The sequence below is a fragment of the Streptomyces sp. NPDC003697 genome (assembly GCF_053587115.1).
This window is the reverse complement of the sequence record NZ_JBSFNN010000065.1, coordinates 1-22,948: the sequence shown is the minus strand read 5'-3', so window position 1 is coordinate 22,948 and position 22,948 is coordinate 1. Positions and strand designations below refer to the sequence as shown.

Genomic DNA, 22,948 nt, shown 5'->3' with positions numbered 1-22,948 from the left:
CGGGGACGTACGTACGTGTGACGTGCCCGCGGGCCGGCGGGGACGATGGCCGGGCCGTCCCGGGACATTCCCGGAGCCCGGCCGACGAGAGAGGTGACCGGCGTAGTGAGGCGAGGTGACATGCCGTGACCGACCGGGACCGGTTCTCCACCGCGACCAGGCTCAGGCTGCTCGGTGAGCAGACGGCGGCCCGCGTCTACCGCTCCCAGACGCGGCGGCAGGCCCGTCGCTCCCGGCTCACCGGGCGCGCGGCGCTGCTCGCGCTCGTGGTGTGCTCGATGGTCGTCGCGCTGGCGTACCCGATGCGGCAGTACGTCTCCCAGCGCGCCGAGATCGCCGACATGCGGCAGCAGAAGCGGCAGGCCCAGCAGCGGGTGCGGCAACTGCGCGACCTCAAGGCACGCTGGCAGGACGACGCCTACGCCCAGCAGCAGATCCGCCGCCGGCTGCACTACGTGTTGCCGGGGGAGACCGGATACGTCGTGGTCGACCCCGGCACGGCCAAGCAGTCGCGCGCCGACCTCACCCCGGCACGCCGTCCCTGGTACGCCAACGTCTGGGACGGCGTCGACAAGTCCGACGCCTCCGCCCAGTGAACCCGACACAGACCTCAGAGAGACTTTCGTACGGCATGCAGACCCCTCCGCCGCCCACCCCGCGTACCGAGCCCACCGACACGGACGTCGAGGCCTTCCAGCAGCAGCTCGGGCGGCCACCGCGCGGACTGCGCGCGATCGCCCACCGGTGCCCCTGCGGGCAGCCCGACGTCGTCGAGACGGCGCCGCGGCTGCCCGACGGCACGCCCTTCCCCACGCTGTACTACCTGACGTGCCCGCGCGCCGCGTCCGCGATCGGCACGCTGGAGGCGAACGGCGTGATGAAGGAGATGACGGAGCGCCTCGCCACCGACCCCGCGCTCGCGGACGCCTACCGGGCCGCGCACGAGGACTACATCCGGCGCCGCGACCAGATCGAGGAGCTGAAGGGCTTTCCGAGCGCGGGCGGCATGCCGGACCGCGTCAAGTGCCTGCACGTGCTGGTCGCCCACTCGCTGGCCGCCGGCCCCGGCGTCAACCCGCTCGGCGACGAGGCGCTCGCGATGCTGCCGGAGTGGTGGCTGAAGGGCCCGTGCGTCACGGTCGCGGGGCAGGACGCCGGCGCCCCGTCCTCCCTCGACGACGTGGCCGCCCCGAACACCGCCGAGGAGGACCGCAAGTGACCCGTGTCGCCGCCGTCGACTGCGGTACGAACTCCATCCGTCTGCTCGTCGCCGACGTGGACCCGGCCACCGGCCGGCTGGCCGAGCTGGACCGGCGCATGACCATCGTGCGGCTCGGCCAGGGCGTCGACCGCACCGGGCGGCTCGCGCCCGAGGCGCTGGAGCGGACCTTCGCGGCCTGCCGCGAGTACGCCGGGGTCATCAAGGAACTCGGCGCCGAGCGCGTGCGGTTCGTGGCCACCTCGGCCTCCCGGGACGCCGAGAACCGGGAGGAGTTCGTGCGCGGTGTCGTGGACATCCTCGGTGTCGAGCCCGAGGTGATCTCCGGCGACCAGGAGGCGGAGTTCTCCTTCACCGGCGCGACCAGGGAGCTGACGGGGCGGGACGACCTGGCCCGGCCGTTCCTGGTGGTGGACATCGGCGGCGGGTCGACCGAGTTCGTCGTCGGCGACGACCACGTTCGCGCGGCGCGTTCCGTGGACGTCGGCTGTGTGCGCATGACCGAGCGCCACCTGGTGCGGGACGGGGTCGTCGCCGACCCGCCCACCGAGGAGCAGATCGCCGCGATAAGGGCGGACGTCGAGGCCGCCCTGGACCTCGCCGAGGAGACGGTGCCGCTGAGGGAGGCGCACACGCTGGTGGGCCTGGCCGGGTCGGTGACCACCGTGTCGGCGATCGCGCAGGACCTGCCCGAGTACGACTCCGCGGCGATCCACCACTCCCGGATCTCCCGTGACCGCGTCCGCGAGATCACCGAGCGTCTGCTGCACTCCACGCACGCCGAACGCGCGGCCATTGCGTCCATGCACCCCGGCCGCGTCGACGTGATCGGCGCGGGCGCCCTGGTCCTGCTGGCGGTCATGGAACGCATCGGCGCCCGCGAGGTCGTCGTCAGCGAACACGACATCCTCGACGGCATCGCATGGTCCTTGGTCTGACCGCCTACAGGGTGCGGTGGACGGCCCGCCGGTCGCCCACCTCGACGACGAGGATGACGAGTTCACCGTCGTTGATCCGGTAGGCGACCCGGCACCTGCCGACCCGGAGCCGGCAGAGCCCCGACGGGCCGGTGAGCTTCTTGACGTCGGCGGTGGCGACCCGTTTGCTACTGGTCGGTAGCCTCCGCTGAGCAGGTCCGCTACCGTATGAGCGCGTTCGCCGGGCGTCGTCCGCGCCCTTCGGCGATCACCGGCGGGAAACATCGTGAAGTTCTTCACAAGAACTGCTGTCCCGAGGGGGCGCGATGAGGGCCGAACGGGCCCTTCCGGGGGCGCGTGGAAGCTGGGACGCTGTTCCCGGCGATGGCGTCCGGCGACTCGTGAAGGAGGGTGCCCGAGCCCGCCCTGACGGCTCTTCGGCCCGGATGGGCAGCTCACGCGGCATTGACAACGGACTGTGAGGCGGCGTGGTTCCCTGTCGTCGCCATGATCTGCGTCACGCGGGGCGCGGAGTGTAGCACAGGGGCTGCCCGAGCTTGTGAAGGGGCGCACGAGCTACCCCCCTGGGGCGGGTGGATACTCGATGCCATGAGCACCACGGAGCGTCCCAGGATCCTCGTAGTAGGCGGTGGGTACGTAGGCCTGTACGCAGCTCGGCGCATTCTCAAGAAGATGCGCTACGGCGAGGCGACCGTCACGGTCGTCGACCCCCGGTCGTACATGACCTACCAGCCCTTCCTCCCCGAAGCCGCCGCCGGCAGCATCTCCCCGCGTCACGTCGTCGTCCCGCTGCGGCGCGTGCTTCCCAGGGCGGAGGTCCTCACCGGCCGGGTCACGACCATCGACCAGGACCGCAAGGTCGCCATGATCGCCCCCCTCGTCGGCGAGGCGTACGAGCTGCCCTTCGACTACCTGGTCGTCGCGATGGGCGCGGTCTCCCGCACCTTCCCGATCCCCGGCCTCGCCGAGCAGGGCATCGGCATGAAGGGCATCGAGGAGTCCATCGGCCTGCGCAACCACGTCCTGGAGCAGCTCGACAAGGCCGACTCCACGACCGACGAGGAGATCCGCCGCAAGGCGCTCACGTTCGTCTTCATCGGCGGTGGCTTCGCCGGCGCCGAGACGATCGGCGAGGTCGAGGACATGGCCCGGGACGCGGCCAAGTACTACCGGAACGTGTCCCGCGAGGACATGCGCTTCGTCCTGGTGGACGCCGCCGACAAGATCCTGCCCGAGGTGGGACCCAAGCTCGGCACGTACGGCAAGGAGCACCTGGAGGGCCGCGGGGTCGAGGTCTACCTCTCCACCTCCATGGATTCCTGCGTCGACGGTCACGTGGTGCTGAAGAACGGCCTCGAGGTCGACTCCAACACGATCGTCTGGACGGCGGGCGTCAAGCCGAACCCGGCGCTGTCCCGCTTCGGTCTCCCGCTCGGCCCGCGCGGGCACATCGACTGCGAGCCCACGCTCCAGGTCAAGGGCACGGACTACATCTGGGCCGCCGGTGACAACGCCCAGGTCCCGGACCTCGTCGGCCGCAAGGCGGGCAACGAGAACGCCTGGTGCCCGCCGAACGCCCAGCACGCGCTGCGCCAGGCCAAGGTCCTCGGCGACAACGTGGTGTCCGGCATGCGGGGCTTCCCGCAGAAGGAGTACAGCCACGCCAACAAGGGCGCGGTCGCGGGCCTCGGCCTGCACAAGGGCGTCGCGATGATCGTCATGGGCAAGATGAAGATCAAGCTCAAGGGCCGTCTCGCCTGGTACATGCACCGCGGCTACCACGGTCTGGCGATGCCGACCTGGAACCGCAAGATCCGCATCTTCGCCGACTGGACCCTCGGCATGTTCCTCAAGCGCGAGGTCGTCTCCCTCGGCGCCATGGAGAACCCGCGCGAGGAGTTCTACGAGGCCGCCAAGCCGGCGCCGGTCGCCGTCGCGGCGAAGACCGGGGAGAAGGCCAAGGCCTCCTGACCCGAGGTCACCGAACGCGCCGAAGGGCCTCCCGCCATCCGTGGTGCGGGGGGCCCTTCGGCGTGCCCGGGCCGGGGCCCGTCGGCCCGGGCCGGGGCCCGGTGCCGGCCGCTGGGCCGGACGGGTGAGCAAGTGCGTGGCCGGTGCAACTGTTTTGCCCAGTCGTAACTCCTTTGCGGGACTGCCCTGTGGGCCTGTCGGCGTTTACGTGGTAACCCCCATTCGGGGTTCCTCACCACGGAGGTGTGCGCCATGGCCGATGCCGCGCTGCGGCTGAAGAGTCTGCTCGAACAGGCACTGGGAGCACGGCTCCCCGTGCGCATCCGCGCCTGGGACGGCTCGCTGGCGGGCCCGTCGCACGGGCCGACGTTGATCGTCCGCAACCGCCGCGCCCTGCGCCGGCTGCTGTGGAAACCGGGAGAGCTGGGCCTCGCCCGGGCCTGGGTGGCAGGCGACCTGGACGTCGACGGCGACCTGTACGCCGCCCTCGACCTGATGTCCGGGCTCGTCTGGGAGCGCGGTGAGGGGGCCCGCACCCTGACGCAGGCCCTGCGCGACCCGGAGGTACGGGCCGCGATCCGCGGCCTGGTGAGGCTGGGCGGCCTGCCGCTGCCGCCCTCGCCGCCCCGCGAGGAGGTGCGCCGCCGCGGCCACCTGCACACCAAGCGCTCCGACCAGCGGGCCATCAGCCACCACTACGACGTCGGCAACGACTTCTACGAACTCGTGCTCGGCCCGTCCATGGTGTACTCCTGCGCCTACTGGCCGGCCCCGGAGCCCGACGCCACCCTCGAGGAGGCCCAGCGCGACAAGCTGGAACTGGTCTGCCGCAAACTGGACCTGAGGCCCGGTCGGCGGCTGCTCGACGTCGGGTGCGGCTGGGGCTCCATGGCCCTGCACGCGGCCCGCGAGCACGGTGTGAGCGTCGTCGGCGTCACCCTGTCCCAGGAGCAGGCGGCGTACGCCCGCAAGCGCGTCGCCGACGAGGGCCTCACCGACCGCGTGGAGATCCGCGTGCAGGACTACCGGGACGTCCGGGACGGCCCGTACGACGCCATCTCCTCCATCGGCATGGCCGAACACGTCGGCGCGGTCCGCTACCTGGACTACGCCCGCGACCTGTACGCCCTGCTGGTGCCCGGCGGCCGGCTCCTCAACCACCAGATCGCCCGCCGCCCGCAGTCCGACGAGTCCGCCTACAGCGTGGACGAGTTCATCGACGCCTACGTCTTCCCGGACGGCGAACTGGCGCCCCTCGGCACCACCGTCACCCAGCTGGAGCGCGCCGGCTTCGAGGTGCGCGACGTGGAGTCGATCCGCGAGCACTACGCGCACACCCTGCGCCGCTGGGTCGCCAACCTGGAGGCGGACTGGGCCCGGGCCGTGACCCTCACCAGTCCCGGCCGCGCCCGCGTCTGGCGCCTGTACATGGCGGCCTCCGCCCTGGCCTTCGAGCACAACCGCATCGGCGTCAACCAGGTGCTGGCCGTGAAGACCCCCGCGTCCGGTGACGCGGGCATGCCGCTGCGGGCCCGGACCTGGGGGACCGCACGGCCGTAGCGGCCCGGCCGTGCCCGCGCCGGGCGGGGGGAACCGCCCGCCGCCGGCCGCGCACACACCGCAGGCCCCCGTTCCGCACCGGAACGGGGGCCCTGACGCGACCGGCGGACCACGAAGGCCACAGAGGTCACGGGAACCGCGCAGGCACCACGGGGGTTACGGGAACCACGGCCTACGGGAACTACGGGGCTACTCCGACTTGATGGCCTGGAGCACGTTCAGCCGGGCGGCCCGCCGGGCCGGCCACAGCGCCGCCAGCACGCCGACCGCCGCGGCCAGCAGAAGGAAGACACCCATCCGGGCCCAGGGCAGCACCAGTTCGTACGTCGCCATCCTCGTGCCCAGCAGCTCACCGGCCGCCCAGCCGAAGAACACGCCCAGCCCGATGCCGAGCACGCCGCCGAAGAGGGAGATGACCAGCGACTCCAGACGGACCATCCGCTTGACGCCCCTGCGGTCCAGGCCGATCGCGCGGAGCATGCCGATCTCCTGGGAGCGTTCGAACACCGACATGGCCAGGGTGTTGATGACGCCGAGGACCGCCACGATCACCGCCATGGCCAGCAGGCCGTAGAGCATGTTCAGCATCAGCGTGAACATCCGCGCGATGTCGTCCGAGAGGTCCTTCTTGTCCTGGACCCTGATGGCCGGGTTGGAGCCGAGGGCCTTCTCCAGCCGGTCCTTTACCGCGGCGGAGGCGCCGTCGGCCGTCTTCACCATGACCTGCATGTCGGACGGGTCCGACTGGTGCGGGGCGAGGGTGGCGTTGTCGAGCATGATGCCGCGCATCATCTCGTTGCCCTCGTAGACCCCGGCGACGGTCAGCCGCTGCTTCGCGCCGTCCTCGTAGGCGAGGGTGAAGGAGGAACCGGCCCGCCAGCCGTGGGAGCGGGCGGTGCCGTCGTCCACGACGACCTTCGTGCCGCCGACCGTGAACGAGCCGTCGTCGACCGGGAGGTCCGTCAGCCGGCCGATCACGCCGCCATTGACGCCGGTCAGGTACTCGGTCGAGCCCTCGACCCGGGCCGGCGCGTTGCGCAGCGGGCTGGTGGCGGTCACCCCGTCGGTGGCCCGCAGCTTCCGGTCCACGTCGGTGGAGAGGGGGTTGCCGTTGGCCATCGACACCACGTAGTCGGCCCTGATCGCGGACGACGCCATCCTGTCGATCGACGTCTGCAGGCTGCCCGCCATCACCGTCATACCGGTGATCAGGGTCAGGCCGATCATCAGTGCGGACGCGGTGGCCGCCGTACGGCGCGGATTGCGCACCGAGTTCTCGCGGGCCAGCTTGCCCGAGACGCCGAACGCGCGCAGGACGGGTGCCGCGGCGGCGATCAGCGGGCGCGACAGCAGCGGGGTCAGGACGAACACGCCCGTGATCAGGAGCACCGCGCCGACGCCCATGGGTGCCTGGCCGTCCGAGCCGTCCATCCTCGTGGCCGCCAGGATCACCGCGACACCCGCGGCCGAGAACAGCGCACCGATCGTGTTGCGCAGCACCAGCGACTTGGTGGTCGCCTTCGCGTGCATGCTGCTCATCGCCGCGACCGGCGGGATCTTCGCCGCCCGGCGGCCCGGCAGCCAGGCCGCCAGCATGGTCACCAGGACGCCCACCGCGAGGGCGGCGCCGACGGTGCCGGGCGTGACGACGAGCGGTCCGTCGGGCACCGTCGCGCCGAAGGAGCCCATCAGCGAGCGCAGCCCGGCACCGATGCCGACACCGGCGACCAGACCGGTCACGGCGGCCACCGCGCCCACCACGAACGCCTCGGTCAGCACCGACCGGGTGACCTGCCGCCGGGAGGCTCCGACCGCGCGCAGCAGGGCCAGCTCCTTGGTGCGCTGGGCGACCAGCATGGTGAAGGTGTTGGCGATGATGAAGGTGCCGACGAACAGCGCGATGCCGGCGAAGACCAGCAGGCCCTGGCGCATGCCGCTCATGGAGGAGGCGATCATCCGTGCCTGGTCGTCGGCGAGCTGCCGGCCGGTGGTGGTCTCCGTCCGGCCCTTCGGCAGCGCCCGGTCCAGCTGCGCCTTCAGCGCCGCCTGGCCGACGCCCGGCTTCGCCGCCACGTCGATCTCGTCGTACGTGCCCGGCTTGCCGAACAGCCGCTGGGCCGTGGCCGTGTCGAAGAGGGCGAGGCTGCCGCCGGCGGCGACGTTGCCGTCGTCGGTGGTGAAGACGCCGGTGATCGTGGGCTTCAGGACGGGGCCGTCGACGGAGAGGCGGACGGTGTCGCCGACCGCGTATCCGGCGCGCCGGGCGGTCCCGGAGTCGACGAGCACCTCGCCCGCGCCCCGCGGGGCGCGGCCCTCGGTGAGCGGGTACCGGGGGTCCTTGGCGCCCCAGTAGTTGCCGCCCTGCGACTGGAAGCCGTCGCCGATCAGCTTGCCGTCCCTGCCGGCGATGGCGGTGAAGCCGCGGACGACGCCGACGGCCGACGCCGCGCCCGGGACGCGGGTGCTCCTGTCCAGCTCGGCGGGGGTGAGTTCGGCGCGCTTGCCGAGGCGGTCGCCCGCGCCCTCCTGGTAGGCGGGCTCCACGGCGACGTCGACCTGGTCGAAGCCCTTGGCGGAGCTCTTCTGGTACGCGTCGGAGATGGTGTTGGTGAAGACCAGGGTCCCCGACACGAACGCGACGCCGAGCATCACGGCGAGCACGGTCATGAGGAGCCGGGCCTTGTGCGCGAGTACGGTGCGCAGGGCGGTGCGGAACATGGGTTGTCTCAGTCCAGTAGGGCGTGCGGGTACGGGGACGTCAGCTGGTGCGGCCCTTGGCGTCGAACTGCTTCATGCGGTCCAGCACGGACTCCGCCGTGGGTCCGTGCACCTCGTCCACGATCCGTCCGTCGGCGAGGAACACCACCCGGTCCGCGTACGCGGCGGCCACCGGGTCGTGCGTGACCATGACCACCGTCTGGCCCAGCTCGCGCACCGAGTTGCGCAGGAAGCCCAGGACCTCGGCGCCCGAGCGCGAGTCGAGGTTTCCGGTGGGCTCGTCGCCGAAGACGATGTCGGGCTTGGAGGCCAGGGCCCGGGCGACGGCGACGCGCTGCTGCTGGCCGCCCGACAGCTGGGAGGGCCGGTGGCCGAGCCGGTCGGACAGCCCCACCATCGCGATCACGGTGTCCAGCCACTCCCGGTCCGGCTTGCGGCCCGCGATGTCCATGGGGAGGGTGATGTTCTCCCGCGCGGTCAGCGTCGGCAGCAGGTTGAACGCCTGGAAGATGAAGCCGATCTTGTCCCGGCGCAGCCTGGTGAGCTGCTTGTCCTTCAGCGCGCCCAGTTCGGTCTCACCGATCCGCACGGAACCGGAGGAGAACGTGTCCAGACCGGCCACGCAGTGCATCAGCGTGGACTTGCCGGACCCGGACGGGCCCATGATCGCGGTGAACTCGCCCTGCCGGAAGTCGACGGAGACCCGGTCGAGGGCGACCACCTGGGTCTCGCCCTGTCCGTAGATCTTCGACAGATCCGTGGCGCGTGCGGCCACGGCGGTGGTCCGGCCGACGATGGATGAGGTGGTCACGGGCGGGGCTCCTGACGGTACGGCGATGTGCGGGACGAGGACGTTGTCCATCGTGTCCGCTGCCGGCGCCCGTGGAGTCAGCCGCTGTTCCCGTTCCGGGGGCGACTCGGGTCGCACCGCACTCGTTCGCGTCATACCTGGGGATGACGGCCGTCCCTGAGAGGGGAGACGTCAAGAACAGGTGGAGCTCCCTGGTTCGGACGGTGAAATCCCGTCATTCCGCCTGCGCGACCGCCCCACGGTTGGACGGCTACTGGCAAGTGCCTATGGCCCACGCCGGGTCCTGATGCTCCCTCAGACGTCAATAAAATAAGACAACATCGGTCCGGAGGGCCGCTGTCCGCGGGGGGCCGTCCCGATAGGCTCGGCCCTCGACGCGGAGCCCATGGCCTGCCCGGATGGTGGAATGCAGACACGGCGAGCTTAAACCTCGCTGCCCCTCGCGGGCGTACCGGTTCAAGTCCGGTTCCGGGCACCACCCCGCTCACCGCGAGTTGCCGGCGCGAACACTGTGTGCCCACTCGGAGGCTCGGCCCGATCACTGAGCGGAGGTCGGCTGCGGGGGGAGTGCGAACCGCAGCAGGGCTCCGGCCTGCTGCGTGCGCAGTTCTGTCTCCGTGTCCACGTGCCGCACCCCGCCTCCGTCGTCGATGACGGCCTCGGTCAGTTCGTCGAGCACGTCGGGCACCTCACGCAGCGCCTCCCCGCAGAGCGGGCAGGTTTTCCCCGTGCGCGTCAGCAGCCCGTCCCGGTCGCAGACGAAGCCCGGTACGACGGCCTGCCCGTCCACCGCCAGTGTCCGGATCGCGGCCAGGGACGCCGCCCACAGCGTCTCGTCGAGCCCGACGGCGGCAGGTCTGCGGGCCGCCTTGGTTTCGAGGATCTCGCCGACCAGCCGCCGCTGCTCCTCCACGGCGTGGTCGGCTACAAGCTCCCGCACCTTCTGCCGGAGGTCCTCGGGCGTCGCGGTCTCCCGGTCGAGGGTGAAGGTCCCGACGAGGCGGTCCGTCAGCTCACGCGGCAGGAAGTTGACGAAGACCGACACCTCATGCGCCTGACCGCCGACGGCGAGCAGGTCATAGCCCCCGCCCGCGAACAGTTGCTTGAGCTCGCCGACCAGCCGCCGGTAGTGCTTCTTGCTCAGCTCGTCCGCCTTGTTGCGGACGTGGTACTCGGCGTACGCGTCGGCGTAGGCGTGTTTGCCCAGCACGCGGTCCCGGATCGCCTCGAGTTCGCGGACCTCGTCGAGGTGGTACTCCCAGACCTGGCCCACACTCTTGTCGACCACGACGGCGCCGGTGCGGTAGTACTCGTCGAGCACACCCAGGAGAGGGCGGACATAGGGATCGGCGTCCACCACGAACTTCTCGCGCGTCCTGCGGGGCAGCCAGACCTGTTCGTAGATGTCGCGGCCGGCGCAGGAGAAGACCGCGATGGTTCCCGACCGGACGGGCTCCTCAATCAGTGTCTTCCCGATCCTTGCCATGTCCCCGCGGAGCGAGAGCCGCACGGCGTGCTCGGCCGAGGCGTCCTCCGCGAACGGCCGGATCCGGCCCAGCAGGCTCGATATGCGGCTGTCGAATTCTTGGCGGCCTGACACGCCGGGGTTCACCGGGACGTACAGCGACACCAAGGGGAGTCCGTTGCCTCTCAGCCGCAGGATTCGATCGATCTGCTCTTGCGTGATCATCGCCGCTCCTCGCCGCCCCGTGCGCCTCGTCGCCCGTCGGGCCTCGTCCCTCGTACCAGCTAACGAGGTGGGCGGGGCGGCGGCAACCGCAGCGTGACGGCCGTGGGCGGACCCCGGTCAGCGCGCCCGGCGACGGCGATCGAGAGCGTCCCGTGGCGATCGGTGCGTTCCGGTGGCGTGGTCACCGGTGCCTCTCCGGCGGCGTCCGCGGTGCCGGAGCCGCCGCCCTTCCGGGGGAACCATTGACATCGGGTGGGGGCGGACGGAAACTCATGCCCGACGTCAGTGAAGGAAAGTTCACCACGCGAACACGACGCGCGAGTGCGACCTCGCGAACGCCATTCGCGACCATCGGCAAGCGAACTCGCTGACTACCCGGCAAAGACGCCTCACCCGAAGGGAACGACGATGCGCACGACCGTCGGCATCATCGGAGCCGGCCCGGCCGGCCTGCTCCTCGCCCGCCTGCTCCACCAGGCCGGGATCGACTCGGTCGTCCTGGAGAGCCGCGACCGCGCCTACGTCGAGCAGCGCCAGCGGGCAGGGATCCTGGAGCAGGGCACGGTCGACGTGCTGCGTGCCGCCGGGGCCGGGGAGCGGATGGACCGGGAGGGGCTGCGGCACGACGGGATCGAGCTGCGGTTCGACAGGCGGCGTCACCGCGTCGACTTCCCCGCGCTGACCGGCGGCCGGTCCGTGACGGTCTACGCCCAGACCGAGGTCTGCAAGGACCTGATCGCCCTTCAGCTCAAGGACGGCGGCCCCCTGCTGTTCGGCGCCGAGGCGCTGGCCGTGGAGGGCGCGGAGGGCGACCGCCCGCGCGTGCCGTTCCGGTACGAGGGGCGCGAGGACGTGCTGGAGTGCGACTACGTCGTCGGCTGCGACGGCTTCTGGGGCGTGGCCCGCAAGGCGGTGCCCGCCTCGCTGACCCGCGTCTTCGAGCGCGCGTACCCCTTCGCATGGCTCGGCATCCTGGCCGACGTCGCGCCCTCGCACGACGAGCTCGTCTACGCCCGCCACGACCGCGGCTTCGCCCTGCTGTCCATGCGGTCCCCGACCGTGTCCCGGCTCTACCTGCAAGTGCCCGCGGGCACCGACGCCGGAGCGTGGAGCGACGAGCAGATCTGGGACGAGCTGGAGCGGCGCTTCGAGACCGCCGACGGCTGGGAGCTGCGGCGCGGACCCGTCACCCAGAAGTCGGTCACGCCCATGCGGTCCTACGTCCACGAGCCCATGCGCCACGGCCGTCTCTTCCTCGCCGGGGACGCCGCCCACATCGTGCCGCCCACCGGCGCCAAGGGGCTGAACCTGGCCGTCGGGGACGTGGTCACCTTCGCCCGGGCGCTGACCCACCACAGGGAGAGCGGCTCGACGGAGCTCCTCGACGCCTACTCGGCGACCTGTCTGCGCCGCGTCTGGCAGGCCGAGCGGTTCTCCTACGACATGACGACGATGCTGCACCGGGACCCGGACGCCACGCCCTTCGACGGCCGCCTGCAGCTGGCCCGCCTGGACCGGATCGCGACCTCCCGCGCGGCGGGGACCGAGCTCGCGGAGGCGTACACCGGCTTCCCGATCGGGTGAGACCCGAGTGCGGGGATCGGGTGAACCGCGGCGCCGGGACCGGGTGACGCCCCGGTGCCGGAACCGCAATGATCTCCGGCCGGTTCCGGACGTGTTCCGGATCGGTCATGAATGGGGCCGCGCACTGCCGGGAATCAAAGGCCCGCGTAGCGTGTTCCGCAGCACGACGAGGGAAAGATCCTCCCCAGGTACCAGGGGCGATCTTTTGCCTTTCCATTACTCTTGAGCCAAGGCTGCGCAGTGCGGCCATGGAGGAGTGAGATGAGGAGCAGAAACCCGGTCTTCTCGCGACGGGGGTTCAGCCGCGACAACGGCTACGCGGGCTTCAACGCCGCGCCGCAGGCCGGGGGCCCCGCAGTCGGCACCCAGGGCAGTCCGCACGCGCAGGGCAACCCCTACGCCCAGCCGACCGGCAGCCCCTACGGGCAGAACCCGTACGCCCACAACCCGTACGCGCAGCAGGACGTGCAGTACGCCCCGCCGCAGGCCCCGGCCACCACCGGCCGGATGACGATGGACGACGTCGTCCTGCGCACGGCCAGCACGCTGGGGACGCTGATCGTCACGGCCGCCCTCGCCTGGGCGCTGCTGCCGGTCGACACCGCCAGCCTCGGCCGCTCGTACGGCATCGCCGTCGGCGCCGCGCTGATCGGCATGGTGCTGGCGCTGGTGCAGTCCTTCAAGCGCAAGGCGGCGCCCGCGCTGATCCTGACGTACGCGGCCTTCGAGGGCGTGTTCCTCGGCGTCGTCTCCAACGTCGTCGACACCCACATCGCGAGCGGCGCGGCCATGCAGGCCGTGATCGGCACGATGGCGGTCTTCGCCGGCGTGCTGGTGGCGTACAAGGCGGGCTGGATCCGGGTCAACCGCCGGTTCTACGGCTTCGTGATGGCGGCGGCGCTGGGCTTCGTGCTGCTGATGGCGGTCAACCTGCTGTTCGCCGTGTTCGGCGGCGGTGACGGCCTCGGCTTCCGCAGCGGCCCGCTCGGTGTCTTCTTCGGCGTCGTCGGCATCATCCTCGGCGCCTGCTTCCTCGCCCTGGACTTCAAGCAGGTCGAGGACGGCATCGCCTACGGCGCCCCGCGCGAGGAGGCCTGGCTCGCGGCCTTCGGCCTCACCCTGACGCTGGTGTGGATCTACATGGAGTTCCTGCGGATCATCGCGATCCTCAACAGCGACGACTGACGCCCACCGCGGCAGGTCCCGCTCCGCGGCCGGCACGGCCGGTTGCCGGACATACGGTGGGCGAAGGGCCCCGGGTCTTCCCGGGGCCCTTCGCCGTACCGGCGCTGCGGCGTGGCGCCGGGAGGCCGCCGGCGCTCAGCGCAGTTTGCGCGCGGCCCTTCTCAGGTCGTACTCGTGGATGATCGCCTTGGCGTGGCCGTACGCGAGGTCGTGCTCGTGGCGGAGCCAGCTGACCTTCTCCTCGAATCTGAGGGCGGGGCCTTCTTCGACGGTGCGCAGCCAGTCGGAGACTTCACGACCGGTGCAGCGGGGGATGCGGGCGAGCAGGTTGCGATGGGTCTCTTCGGAGAAGACTTGGGACATCGGCGCCTCCGGACGCATTCGATGAAGCCGGTCCTTCAGGTCACCGTGCCTGAGCGTCCGCCTGTTGGCAACAGTCCCGTTGCGACGCGTAATCTCGCGGCGTGGTTGACACGACACCTCTCACCCGGGCAGTGGATCACTTCGCCGACCGTCTGCGGGCCGCTCCGCAGAGCCGGCTCCAGCGGGGCGCCGCCGCGGAGGCGCTGGCGCTGGCGCGGGAGCTGGCGCGGCGGGCGCAGCTGATCGAGGACCCCGGGGCGCAGCCGCGGGAGATGCCCGACGCCGGGATGTTCGCGGCCGCCGACCAGGTGACGGTCGCCGTGCACGACCTGGCGCTCGTGGTGCGCAGCGAGGCCGAGGTGGCGGAGGCGGTCACGCTGGTGCAGGAGGCGCAGCAGCGCGCGGGCGTGTGAGGTGAAGCGTCCCGGCGAGGCGCCCCCGGGTCTCACAGTGAGGCGATGACGCGGTCCGCCAGGATGTACACGTTCTCCTCGCCGCAGGCGAAGGTGAGGCTGTAGGCGCCGGACACGCCGGAGCCGCCGAGCAGCGTCGGGGTCTGACCCGCCCGCAGGGCCGCGGCCAGGCGTTCCGCCGTCTCGCGGTGGCCCGGGGTCATGCACAGGGTGGTCCCGTCGGCGAAGACGTAGACGTCGAGGGTGCCCAGCGGGCCCGGGCGGACGTCGGTCAGCCCGACGCGGGACTCGGCCAGCTCCTCCAGCGTGGCGACCGTGCGCTCGTGGTCGCCCACCACCGGCGAGGGGGACGGGCTGAAGTCCGGGTGCGAGGGATGACGGCGGCGGGCCGCGGCCAGCTCCGGCGACTCCCCGGAGAGCTCGTCGGCGTCCTTGCCGAGCTCGGACACCGGCTCCAGCGAGTCCAGACCCGCGAGGTCGGACTGGCGCGGCAGGAACAGCTCGCTGTCGGGCAGCCCGAGCAGGGTGGGGCCGTCGGAGGCGTCGCGGGCCTCCTGGGCGGCCCAGAACGCGCGCGCCTCGGCCAGCTCCCGCTCGCGCTCTTCGGCGAGTGCCTGCGCGACGGCGGTGCGTATCTCGTCGGCGTCGGCGTCGATGCGCGCGGCGGGTACGAGGGCGCCCGCGGCGGCGTGGTTCTCGGCGAGCTGCGTGTGCAGCGCCGCGACCTGGCGGCGCAGCACCATCAGGCTGCGCAGGACGGCGACGCCCACGGCGCCGGTGGCGGCCGTGGTGAGCAGCAAGGCGATCGGCATGGCGCTCACTGACGTACTCCCGGGTTCAAGGTAGACCCCCGACTTCCTACATCAGCTTGAACGATGAACTGACCAGCGGTCAGTGCGTAACGTCACGAAACGGACGGGACTTCGGCCGGGGACTGCCTGGCGAAACGGTGCTGACCTGCGCTGACCTGCGTCGTCCCTCCCCCCGGGGAGATAGGTCACATCCTGGGGGAGATTGGATCACAAAACGGCCCGGAACCAAGTCGTTTCTTGGATTCCGGGCCGTTCCGTCACCTTGCGTGGTAAGGCGGCCACTGAGGGTGCGTCAGTGGCGCGCCGGGCTCCGCCGCTTCGGGCGGCCGCCGGTGGGGGCGGGGATCAGCTCAGGCGCTCGATGACCATCGCCATGCCCTGGCCGCCGCCGACGCACATCGTCTCCAGGCCGAACTGCTTGTCGTGCCACTGCAGCGAGTTGATCAGCGTGCCGGTGATGCGGGCGCCGGTCATGCCGAAGGGGTGGCCGACGGCGATGGCGCCGCCGTTGACGTTCAGCTTGTCGAGGTCGATGCCGAGGTCGCGGTAGGAGGGGATCACCTGGGCGGCGAACGCCTCGTTGATCTCGACCAGGTCGATGTCGTCGATGGTCAGGCCGGCGCGGCGGAGGGCCTGCTGAGAGGCCTCGACCGGGCCGAGGCCCATGATCTCCGGGGAGAGGCCGGACACGCCGGTGGAGACGATCCGCGCCAGCGGGGTCAGGCCCAGTTCGCGGGCCTTGGTGTCCGACATGATGACGAGCGCGGCGGCACCGTCGTTGAGGGGGCAGCAGTTGGCCGCGGTGACCAGGCCGTCGGGACGGAAGACGGGCTTCAGGCCGGCGACGCCCTCCAGGGTCACTCCGGGGCGCGGGCCGTCGTCCCTGGAGACGACGGTGCCGTCGGGCAGAGTGACCGGGGTGATCTCCCGCTCCCAGAAGCCGTCCTTGATGGCCTGCTCGGCGAGGTTCTGCGACCGCACGCCGAACTCGTCCATCTCCTCGCGGGTGACGCCCTTCCAGCGCGCGAGGTTCTCGGCGGTCTGGCCCATGGCGATGTAGGGGTCGGGCAGCAGCCCGTCCTCACGCGGGTCGTGCCAGGTGGTGCCCTCCTGCGCGGCGACGGCGGCGGTGCGCTCCTCGGCCTCGGCGAACAGCGGGTTGTGCGTGTCCGGCAGGCTGTCGGAGTTGCCCTTGGCGAAGCGGGAGACCATCTCGACACCGGCCGAGACGAAGACGTCGCCCTCGCCGGCCTTGATGGCATGCAGGGCCATGCGCGACGTCTGCAGGGACGAGGAGCAGTACCGGGTGATCGTGCAGCCGGGGAGGTGGTCCATGCCCATCTGCACGGCGACGATCCGGCCGAGGTTGTTGCCCTGCTCGCCGCCGGGGAGGCCGCAGCCGAGCATCAGGTCGTCGATCTCCCTGGGGTCCAGCTCGGGGATCTTCGCGAGGGCCGCCTGGATGATCGTGGCGGCCAGGTCGTCGGGGCGCAGGTCCTTGAGGGAGCCCTTGAAGGCGCGGCCGATGGGCGAGCGGGCGGTCGAGACGATGACGGCTTCGGGCATCACGGCTCCATGTCGAACGGTCGCGGCGCGTAGCGCCTCATTGAGGGTGGTGAGGGACGTCGGGGGGCCTACGGAAGGGGTCTGCCGGCTGTCTGGGAAGTTACCCGTCCGTATGGTCCAGGTCACGGGGAGCGCGGTGTGACCCTGACCGCAATTTTCTAAGCGCTTGCTTTGTGGGCGCACGGGCCCGGGTGCCGGGCGGTGCCGGGCGGTGCCGGGCGGTGTCCTCCGGAACCGCCGGGACGGGCGGCCGGAACCGGGCTGGACGGGCGGCCGGGACCGGGCTGGACGGGCGGCCGGGACGGCCGGCCCGCTGCGGCCCGGTGCCGCTCGGGCGGGGGGCCCGCGTCCCCCCGAATGCCCGCGCCGTCCGCTGCGGCATGACCGTCCACGGTCCGGCGCCCCGCCGACCTCCGCGCTCCCGACGGCGGCGCGCTCGGCCGCAGCCCCGTCCTCGTCCCGGGCCGTCCGGCGCGCGGCCGTGCACGACCGCCACGTCGACGCCGCGCGCCCACCCACCCCGGCCCCGGCTGCGACAGCGACCGCCCCGCGCGGCCCCGCGCCCCGCTGGGCCGGGTGCCCCGCGCGGCCCCGTGCGGTCCTGGGGCCAGTGTGGTCCTACGGCCCCGGGCCCGTACGGTCCCGCGGCTCCGCGCCCCGCGCGGCTGCGGTCCCGGGCTCGTGCGGGCCTGTGCCCCGCGCGGCCCCGCGCCCCGATCGGCCGCGTGCCGCGCGGGTCGCGGCGCTACGCCGGCTGGCTGGGGGTCGTCTCCGGCTCCGGCAGGCGCCGGCGGCGGCGCCGCTTGAGCAGCGCCCACGGCCCGCGGGGTCCCGTCGGCATCGCCGCCGCGACCTCCGTGCCGGCCTCCTCCGCCGCCTCCGCCGCCGCCCGGGCCACCGGCAGGAAGCCCTCGCGGCGGGCGGCGTCCGGACGGTCCTCCTCCGCCGGCCACAGCCCGAGCGCCGCGCACAGCGTCGGCAGGACCGCCATCGCCGCCGTGGCGTACCCCTCGGCGGAGGGGTGGTAGTTGTCGGGGCCGAACAGCTCGCGCGGGTTCGCCGCGAACTCCGGTCCCAGCAGGTCCCCCAGCGACACGGTGCGGCCCCCCTGCTCCACCACCCCGATCGTCTGGGCCGCCGCCAGCTGGCGCGAGGCCCGCCGGGCCAGCCAGCGCAACGGCTGCTGCACCGGCTCGATGGTGCCGAGGTCCGGGCAGGTGCCGACCACCACCTCCGCGCCCGCCGTGCGCAGCCGCCGCACCGCGGCCGCCAGGTAGCGCACCGACCGCGTGGGCGGCATCCGGTGTGTCACGTCGTTCGCCCCGATCATGATCACGCAGATGTCCGGCACCTGGGTGGGATCGCCGACGACCAGCGTGACCTGGCGGTCCAGGTCGTCCGACTGGGCACCGGTGACGGCGACGTTGCGCAGCTCCACCGGACGCTCCGCGACCGCCGCGAGGCCCGAGGCGAGCAGCGCGCCCGGCGTCTGGCCGGCCCGGTGGACGCCCTGGCCCGCGGCCGTCGAGTCGCCGAGCAGGGCCAGCCGCAGCGGCAGCTCGCCGGGGATCGCGTAGGCGCGGCCGTAGAGCCCGTCCGCCACCGGTAGGTAGTTGTCCGTGCCGTTGCCCACCTGGCGCTTGGCCAGCTGCACCTCCGCCAGCAGCAGCCCGACGGCGGCCGCGCCCACCAGGCCGATCCCGCCGCCGCCGTACGCGGCGCCGGCCGCGATCCGCCTGGCCACCCTCGCCCTCGACAAGCTCGTCATGCCTCGCCGCCACCTCCTCGTAGCCCCACACCCACTGCTTGCCCCGTACCGGGCGTCGGCCAATCTCAACGGCGAGTGAACGCCCCTGCGGGGCCGTAGGCTGGCGGAACACCACGACCGCATTCTTTGCAGCGACCGGAGACAACGGTGCAATACCACGACTCGATGATCAGCCTCGTCGGCAACACCCCGCTGGTGAGACTCAACAACGTCACCCGGGGCCTCAGGGCGACCGTCCTGGCGAAGGTCGAGTACTTCAACCCGGGCGGCTCCGTGAAGGACCGCATCGCCCTGCGCATGATCGAGGCGGCCGAGCAGAGCGGGGAGCTCAGGCCCGGCGGGACGATCGTCGAGCCGACCAGCGGCAACACCGGCGTCGGACTTGCCATCGTGGCCCAGCAGAAGGGCTACAGGTGCATCTTCGTGTGCCCGGACAAGGTCTCCACCGACAAGATCAACGTGCTGCGCGCCTACGGTGCGGAAGTCGTGGTGTGCCCTACCGCGGTGGCGCCCGAGCACCCGGACTCCTACTACAACGTCTCCGACCGCCTGGTGCGGGAGACCCCCGGGGCCTGGAAGCCCGACCAGTACTCCAACCCGAACAACGCGCTGTCGCACTACCACTCCACCGGCCCGGAGCTGTGGGAGCAGACCGAGGGCAGGGTCACCCACTTCGTGGCCGGCGTCGGCACCGGCGGCACCATCTCCGGCACCGGCCGGTACCTGAAGGACGCCAGCGACGGCAGGGTGAAGGTGATCGGCGCCGACCCGGAGGGCTCGGTGTACTCGGGCGGCTCGGGCCGGCCGTACCTCATCGAGGGCGTCGGCGAGGACTTCTGGCCCACCGCCTACGACCGCACCGTCGCCGACGAGATCGTCGCCGTGTCCGACAAGGACGCCTTCCAGATGACCCGGCGGCTGGCGAAGGAGGAGGGGCTGCTGGTGGGCGGCTCCTGCGGCATGGCCGTGGTCGCCGCGCTGCGGGTGGCCGAGCGGCTCGGCGAGGACGACGTCGTGGTGGTGCTGCTGCCGGACAGCGGGCGTGGCTACCTCAGCAAGATCTTCAACGACGAGTGGATGGCGGACTACGGCTTCCTGGAGAACGAGGGCCCCAGCGCCCGCGTCGGCGACGTCCTCAGCGACAAGGAGGGCGGCATCCCCTCCCTGGTCCACATGCACCCGGACGAGACCGTCGGCCAGGCCATCGAGGTGCTGCGCGAGTACGGCGTCTCGCAGATGCCGATCGTGAAGCCGGGCGCCGGGCACCCCGACGTCATGGCGGCGGAGGTCGTCGGCTCCGTGGTGGAGCGGGAGCTGCTGGACGCGCTGTTCACCAAGCGGGCCTCGCTCGACGACCCGCTGGAGAAGCACATGTCCGCCCCGCTGCCCCAGGTCGGCTCCGGCGAGCCGGTCGCCGACCTCATGTCCGTGCTCGGCGCGGCGGACGCGGCGATCGTCCTCGTCGAGGGCAAGCCGACCGGCGTGGTCAGCCGGCAGGACCTGCTGGCCTTCCTGGCCAAGGGCGGAAAGCAGTAGCGAACCGCGACCGGGCCGCGCACGGACCGCGGGTGCCCTCGGGGAACGCGCGGTGACCGGCGGGGGAGAGGCGGTCGCGGAAGCGGTACGAGCGTGTCACGTGCCCGCAGTACCCGCTTAACACGCGCCGGGCACAGTGGTGGGTGTCGGCAGGGGCGACGGGGTACCTCCCGGGCGTCGAGCACTGGGGGACGCACCCGCCCCGCCGGCGCGGAACGGCGTCAGGGACTCCGGAGCGGCTCCCGGACCTCCACCGACGCCGGGACGCGAGCCCGGCCTGACCCGGCCCGCGTCCCCCGCGGGGACCGCCGTCGTCCCGCCCCCCGAGCTCGGGGGTGCGGCGGTCCCCGCGCACGACTTCCTCCCGCACGTCCTGGGGCGCCCCGTCCGGCTGCTCTCCCGGCCGCCCGGCAGCGCCGGGGCTCAGTCCTCCCAGTCGCCGTCCGGCGCCGGGCCGCGGCGCCGGCGGCCGAAGAGGCCGGGGGTGGTGCGCGCGGCCTGGACGGCGTTGACGCCCACGATGCCGAACCACGCGACGATGAGACCGGGCAGATGGGCGACGCCGCCGCCGATCGCGGACAGCGGCACCGCCAGCACCATCGAGACGATCCCGAAGCCGAAGCGCTCGCCCCAGGAGTCGGTGGCCCCCGGCGCGCGGGTGTCCCGGGCCACCGCCATCTGCTGTTCGGCGAGCCCGCGGCGCACCCGGCGCTCGACGGTTCCGTCGATGCGCTGCTCGACCTTCTCCAGGAACGACTCGACCAGGGCGGAGTCGTACTCCTCGCCCAGCTCCCGCCGTGCCTGCAGGGTGGCGTCGAGTTCCTTCCGCAGGTCGGCGTCCCGCGCGTTCATTCCCGTCATGCGCACCAGGCTAGGAAGCGGGCGCCCCACCCGCACTGGGGTTAGCCCCCCTGTTCGCCGGGAGGCTGCCCTGTGTGTGACTGTATGGAGACATGCAGGGTGCGGGGCGTCCGAAGAGAACGCGCGGGGTGCCCTCCCCGGCCCCCGGCGCACGGGCCGCCACGACGGCGTCCGCGTCGTCCGGCGGCGCTGTACTCTCCCGCGACGAGGACATCTGGAGGGGGAGCGCGTCATGAGCGTGACCGACAGCCCGGCCGCACGGCTGCAGGCGCTGTTCGAAGGGCACCGGCTCACGCCGACCCAGCGGCGCATCGCGCACAGCATGGTGCGGCGGGCCGCGGACGTGCCGTTCCTGTCCAGCGTCGAACTGGCCGAGCTGGCCGGGGTCAGCCAGCCGTCCGTGACCCGCTTCGCGGTCGCGCTCGGGTTCGACGGCTACCCGGCGCTGCGCCGGCACCTGCGCGAGGTCGCGCCCGCCGGACAGGCCGCCGAACCGGCCTCCCGCAACGAGTACCAGCAGGCCGTCGAGGCCGAGATCGCCAACCTCCGGCACCTGGCGGAGGCGCTGGCCGATCCCCGGCCGGTGCACGAGGCGGGCCGGGTCCTCGCCGCCTCCCGCCCGCTGCCCGTGCTCGGCCTGCGGGCCGCGGCCTCCCAGGCGTACGGCTTCGCGTACTTCGCCGGCAAGGTCCACCCGGACGTACGGCTGCTCGACGAGGGCGGCACGATGATCTACGACCGCATCGACACCGCCGTGCGGGCGGGTGCCACGGCCCTGCTGTGCTTCGCGCTGCCGCGGCACCCGCGTGAGGTCGTGGACGCCCTCGCCCACGCCAGGGACGCGGGGCTGACCGTCGTGACGGTCGCGGACTCGGCCTTCGCGCCGGTCGCGAAGTACTCCGACGTGCTGCTGCCCGCGGCCGTCGGCACCGGGCTCGCCTTCGACACCGCGTGCGCGCCGATGCTGCTCGGCCGGGTCCTGCTGGAAGCCGTGTGCGACGGCCTGCCGGACGCGCAGGCCCGGCTGGAGGAGTTCGACACCCGGGCGGCCGCGCGGGGGCTGTTCGCGGAGTGACGTGCGGGACCCCGGGCTCCGCCGGTCCTCTCAGATTCGTCTCACGCTTCCTCGCTAACCTCCCCGTCCGAACGGAGTGTGCCAGGACGTCACGGACGATGAGGAGGCAGAACGTGGCACGCGGAGGTCAGGGACTGGCCCGGGTGGCGGTCGTCGTGCGCGCGGGAGCGGCGCCGATGTGGTGGCTCGGGGTGTGCGCGGCGGGAATCGGTTCGCTGGTACCGGGCCTGACGGGGCGCCGGATCGGCCTGCTGGCGGGGGCCGCGCTGTTCCTCGGGTGCGCGGCCGTGGTGGCGTGCGCCCGGCGCGGGCGCTACACATCGCTCGCCCGGGGCGCGGCCCGCGCCGGGCGCCACGACGTACTGCAGGACCGCGCCGTGAGCCTGCGCGCCTGGCGCCGGGGGCACCGCTGGTGGCTGCTCCTGGCCTTCGCCGTCGCCCTCGGCAGCGCGTTCGCCGTGCCGGCGGCCGGCGGTCTGCTGCTGGCCGGCGCCGGGGCCGGACTGAGGCTGAAGGCGGCGTGGCTCGGGCGGCTGGAGCGGACGGGTGAGGCGCTGCTGTGGGTGCGCGTCGACTGGCTGGACCGGCGCGGCGGACGCCCCGCGGGCAGAGCCGTCAGGGCGTACCGCAGCACGGGCGTCGCGGCGGGCGACGCGGCCCCCGGAGGAGCCCGCCGCCGCACCGCCGCCCTCGTCCGGGCCTGAGACCCGCGGCGCAGCCCCTCGGTCCGGTCGTCGGGCTCGCGTCGTCGCCCGAAGGGCAGACGGGAGTCCGACGACCGGACCTAGTGCCGCGGCAGGCAACGTTTGCCCGTCAAGGAGTGGCGTCCGGTGCGTGCTCTCGGCGTGCCGGCCGGACGCCCTCGTACTGGATGTACT

At 72.6% G+C, this 22,948-nt stretch carries 19 protein-coding genes, 1 tRNA gene and 1 pseudogene; 12 read left to right on the top strand and 9 right to left on the bottom strand.

Annotated elements, in window-relative coordinates; genetic code table 11:
* Positions 1-125 precede the first annotated feature (125 nt).
* The 3 genes from ACWDNY_RS23005 to ACWDNY_RS22995 are packed head-to-tail and all read left to right on the top strand — an operon-like array spanning position 126 to position 2,157.
* Positions 126-596, top strand: a complete 471-nt coding sequence (locus tag ACWDNY_RS23005) for an FtsB family cell division protein (RefSeq protein ID WP_451647674.1) — start codon at positions 126-128, stop codon at positions 594-596.
* Between the two features lie 35 nt (positions 597-631).
* Entirely contained in the window at positions 632-1,219 is a 588-nt protein-coding gene (locus ACWDNY_RS23000; RefSeq protein WP_451647673.1) for a DUF501 domain-containing protein, read from the top strand.
* On the top strand, positions 1,216-2,157 hold the full coding sequence (locus ACWDNY_RS22995; RefSeq protein ID WP_451647672.1) for a Ppx/GppA phosphatase family protein: 942 nt from the start codon (positions 1,216-1,218) through the stop codon (positions 2,155-2,157). Before ACWDNY_RS23000 ends, ACWDNY_RS22995 begins: the two co-directional genes overlap by 4 nt.
* Positions 2,158-2,161: 4 nt before the next feature.
* Here ACWDNY_RS22995 and ACWDNY_RS22990 read toward each other — a convergent pair.
* Positions 2,162-2,308: pseudogene (locus ACWDNY_RS22990) on the bottom strand (type II toxin-antitoxin system RelE family toxin); the annotation flags it as partial.
* A 437-nt stretch (positions 2,309-2,745) separates the two neighbouring features.
* Here ACWDNY_RS22990 and ACWDNY_RS22985 point away from each other — a divergent pair.
* Complete coding sequence (locus ACWDNY_RS22985) at positions 2,746-4,128, top strand: NAD(P)/FAD-dependent oxidoreductase (protein ID WP_451647671.1); 1,383 nt, start codon at positions 2,746-2,748, stop codon at positions 4,126-4,128.
* Between the two features lie 252 nt (positions 4,129-4,380).
* Positions 4,381-5,688 (top strand): class I SAM-dependent methyltransferase, encoded by a 1,308-nt coding sequence (locus tag ACWDNY_RS22980; protein ID WP_451647670.1) that lies wholly within the window; start codon positions 4,381-4,383, stop codon positions 5,686-5,688.
* 189 nt (positions 5,689-5,877) lie between these two features.
* Here the strand turns inward: ACWDNY_RS22980 and ACWDNY_RS22975 are convergent, their stop codons facing one another.
* Together ACWDNY_RS22975 and ACWDNY_RS22970 are read right to left on the bottom strand one after the other, a co-directional pair.
* Positions 5,878-8,406, bottom strand: a complete 2,529-nt coding sequence (locus tag ACWDNY_RS22975; protein WP_451647669.1) for an ABC transporter permease — start codon at positions 8,404-8,406, stop codon at positions 5,878-5,880.
* 40 nt (positions 8,407-8,446) lie between these two features.
* Positions 8,447-9,217 carry an ABC transporter ATP-binding protein gene (locus tag ACWDNY_RS22970; RefSeq protein ID WP_451647668.1) on the bottom strand — a complete coding sequence of 257 codons (771 nt, stop codon included), beginning with the start codon at positions 9,215-9,217 and terminating at the stop codon, positions 8,447-8,449.
* Between the two features lie 392 nt (positions 9,218-9,609).
* On the opposite strand from ACWDNY_RS22970, the gene ACWDNY_RS22965 reads away from it, so the two are divergent.
* Positions 9,610-9,695: transfer RNA gene (locus ACWDNY_RS22965), tRNA-Leu, on the top strand.
* Positions 9,696-9,755: 60 nt separating this feature from the next.
* Here the strand turns inward: ACWDNY_RS22965 and ACWDNY_RS22960 are convergent.
* The gene (locus ACWDNY_RS22960) at positions 9,756-10,907 is read right to left on the bottom strand and encodes a baeRF10 domain-containing protein (RefSeq protein ID WP_451647667.1); all 1,152 of its coding nucleotides are present in this window, start codon (positions 10,905-10,907) and stop codon (positions 9,756-9,758) included.
* Between the two features lie 408 nt (positions 10,908-11,315).
* Between ACWDNY_RS22960 and ACWDNY_RS22955 the strand changes: the two genes are divergently transcribed.
* Positions 11,316-12,491 carry a 4-hydroxybenzoate 3-monooxygenase gene (locus ACWDNY_RS22955; RefSeq protein ID WP_451647666.1) on the top strand — a complete coding sequence of 392 codons (1,176 nt, stop codon included), beginning with the start codon at positions 11,316-11,318 and terminating at the stop codon, positions 12,489-12,491.
* Positions 12,492-12,752: 261 nt separating this feature from the next.
* Complete coding sequence (locus ACWDNY_RS22950; protein WP_451647665.1) at positions 12,753-13,676, top strand: Bax inhibitor-1/YccA family membrane protein; 924 nt, start codon at positions 12,753-12,755, stop codon at positions 13,674-13,676.
* Between the two features lie 135 nt (positions 13,677-13,811).
* Here ACWDNY_RS22950 and ACWDNY_RS22945 read toward each other — a convergent pair whose 3' ends face one another.
* The gene (locus ACWDNY_RS22945; RefSeq protein WP_451647664.1) at positions 13,812-14,039 is read right to left on the bottom strand and encodes a DUF4287 domain-containing protein; all 228 of its coding nucleotides are present in this window, start codon (positions 14,037-14,039) and stop codon (positions 13,812-13,814) included.
* Positions 14,040-14,140: 101 nt separating this feature from the next.
* On the opposite strand from ACWDNY_RS22945, the gene ACWDNY_RS22940 reads away from it, so the two are divergent.
* Positions 14,141-14,452 carry a hypothetical protein gene (locus ACWDNY_RS22940; protein ID WP_451647663.1) on the top strand — a complete coding sequence of 104 codons (312 nt, stop codon included), beginning with the start codon at positions 14,141-14,143 and terminating at the stop codon, positions 14,450-14,452.
* Between the two features lie 32 nt (positions 14,453-14,484).
* Here the strand turns inward: ACWDNY_RS22940 and ACWDNY_RS22935 are convergent, their stop codons facing one another.
* The 3 genes from ACWDNY_RS22935 to ACWDNY_RS22925 form a co-directional block, all read right to left on the bottom strand.
* Entirely contained in the window at positions 14,485-15,273 is a 789-nt protein-coding gene (locus ACWDNY_RS22935) for a hypothetical protein (protein WP_451647662.1), read from the bottom strand.
* A gap of 336 nt (positions 15,274-15,609) precedes the next feature.
* Positions 15,610-16,830 carry an acetyl-CoA C-acetyltransferase gene (locus tag ACWDNY_RS22930; protein ID WP_451647661.1) on the bottom strand — a complete coding sequence of 407 codons (1,221 nt, stop codon included), beginning with the start codon at positions 16,828-16,830 and terminating at the stop codon, positions 15,610-15,612.
* Positions 16,831-17,575: 745 nt separating this feature from the next.
* On the bottom strand, positions 17,576-18,598 hold the full coding sequence (locus ACWDNY_RS22925) for an SGNH/GDSL hydrolase family protein (protein ID WP_451647660.1): 1,023 nt from the start codon (positions 18,596-18,598) through the stop codon (positions 17,576-17,578).
* Between the two features lie 147 nt (positions 18,599-18,745).
* On the opposite strand from ACWDNY_RS22925, the gene ACWDNY_RS22920 reads away from it, so the two are divergent.
* Entirely contained in the window at positions 18,746-20,134 is a 1,389-nt protein-coding gene (locus ACWDNY_RS22920) for a cystathionine beta-synthase (RefSeq protein ID WP_451647659.1), read from the top strand.
* A 423-nt stretch (positions 20,135-20,557) separates the two neighbouring features.
* On the opposite strand, the gene ACWDNY_RS22915 is transcribed toward ACWDNY_RS22920, so the two are convergent.
* The gene (locus tag ACWDNY_RS22915; protein WP_451647687.1) at positions 20,558-20,986 is read right to left on the bottom strand and encodes a hypothetical protein; all 429 of its coding nucleotides are present in this window, start codon (positions 20,984-20,986) and stop codon (positions 20,558-20,560) included.
* A gap of 241 nt (positions 20,987-21,227) precedes the next feature.
* Here ACWDNY_RS22915 and ACWDNY_RS22910 point away from each other — a divergent pair, with 241 nt between their 5' ends.
* Both ACWDNY_RS22910 and ACWDNY_RS22905 read left to right on the top strand, forming a co-directional pair.
* Positions 21,228-22,070: a MurR/RpiR family transcriptional regulator gene (locus ACWDNY_RS22910; RefSeq protein WP_451647658.1), complete on the top strand. Its 843-nt coding sequence runs from the start codon at positions 21,228-21,230 to the stop codon at positions 22,068-22,070.
* Positions 22,071-22,183: 113 nt separating this feature from the next.
* Positions 22,184-22,774: a hypothetical protein gene (locus ACWDNY_RS22905; RefSeq protein ID WP_451647657.1), complete on the top strand. Its 591-nt coding sequence runs from the start codon at positions 22,184-22,186 to the stop codon at positions 22,772-22,774.
* The last annotated feature ends 174 nt before the right edge of the window (positions 22,775-22,948 follow it).

What these genes read in the sequence shown, in the direction of transcription:
- ACWDNY_RS23000 (WP_451647673.1), top strand. Translation starts at nt 632, where the DNA reads ATGCAGACCCCTCCGCCGCCCACCCCGCGTACCGAGCCCACCGACACG.
- ACWDNY_RS22985 (WP_451647671.1), top strand. Translation starts at nt 2,746, where the DNA reads ATGAGCACCACGGAGCGTCCCAGGATCCTCGTAGTAGGCGGTGGGTAC.
- ACWDNY_RS22980 (WP_451647670.1), top strand. Translation starts at nt 4,381, where the DNA reads ATGGCCGATGCCGCGCTGCGGCTGAAGAGTCTGCTCGAACAGGCACTG.
- ACWDNY_RS22975 (WP_451647669.1), bottom strand. Translation starts at nt 8,406, where the DNA reads ATGTTCCGCACCGCCCTGCGCACCGTACTCGCGCACAAGGCCCGGCTC.
- ACWDNY_RS22960 (WP_451647667.1), bottom strand. Translation starts at nt 10,907, where the DNA reads ATGATCACGCAAGAGCAGATCGATCGAATCCTGCGGCTGAGAGGCAAC.
- ACWDNY_RS22955 (WP_451647666.1), top strand. Translation starts at nt 11,316, where the DNA reads ATGCGCACGACCGTCGGCATCATCGGAGCCGGCCCGGCCGGCCTGCTC.
- ACWDNY_RS22950 (WP_451647665.1), top strand. Translation starts at nt 12,753, where the DNA reads ATGAGGAGCAGAAACCCGGTCTTCTCGCGACGGGGGTTCAGCCGCGAC.
- ACWDNY_RS22945 (WP_451647664.1), bottom strand. Translation starts at nt 14,039, where the DNA reads ATGTCCCAAGTCTTCTCCGAAGAGACCCATCGCAACCTGCTCGCCCGC.
- ACWDNY_RS22930 (WP_451647661.1), bottom strand. Translation starts at nt 16,830, where the DNA reads ATGCCCGAAGCCGTCATCGTCTCGACCGCCCGCTCGCCCATCGGCCGC.
- ACWDNY_RS22925 (WP_451647660.1), bottom strand. Translation starts at nt 18,598, where the DNA reads ATGACGAGCTTGTCGAGGGCGAGGGTGGCCAGGCGGATCGCGGCCGGC.
- ACWDNY_RS22915 (WP_451647687.1), bottom strand. Translation starts at nt 20,986, where the DNA reads ATGAACGCGCGGGACGCCGACCTGCGGAAGGAACTCGACGCCACCCTG.
- ACWDNY_RS22910 (WP_451647658.1), top strand. Translation starts at nt 21,228, where the DNA reads ATGAGCGTGACCGACAGCCCGGCCGCACGGCTGCAGGCGCTGTTCGAA.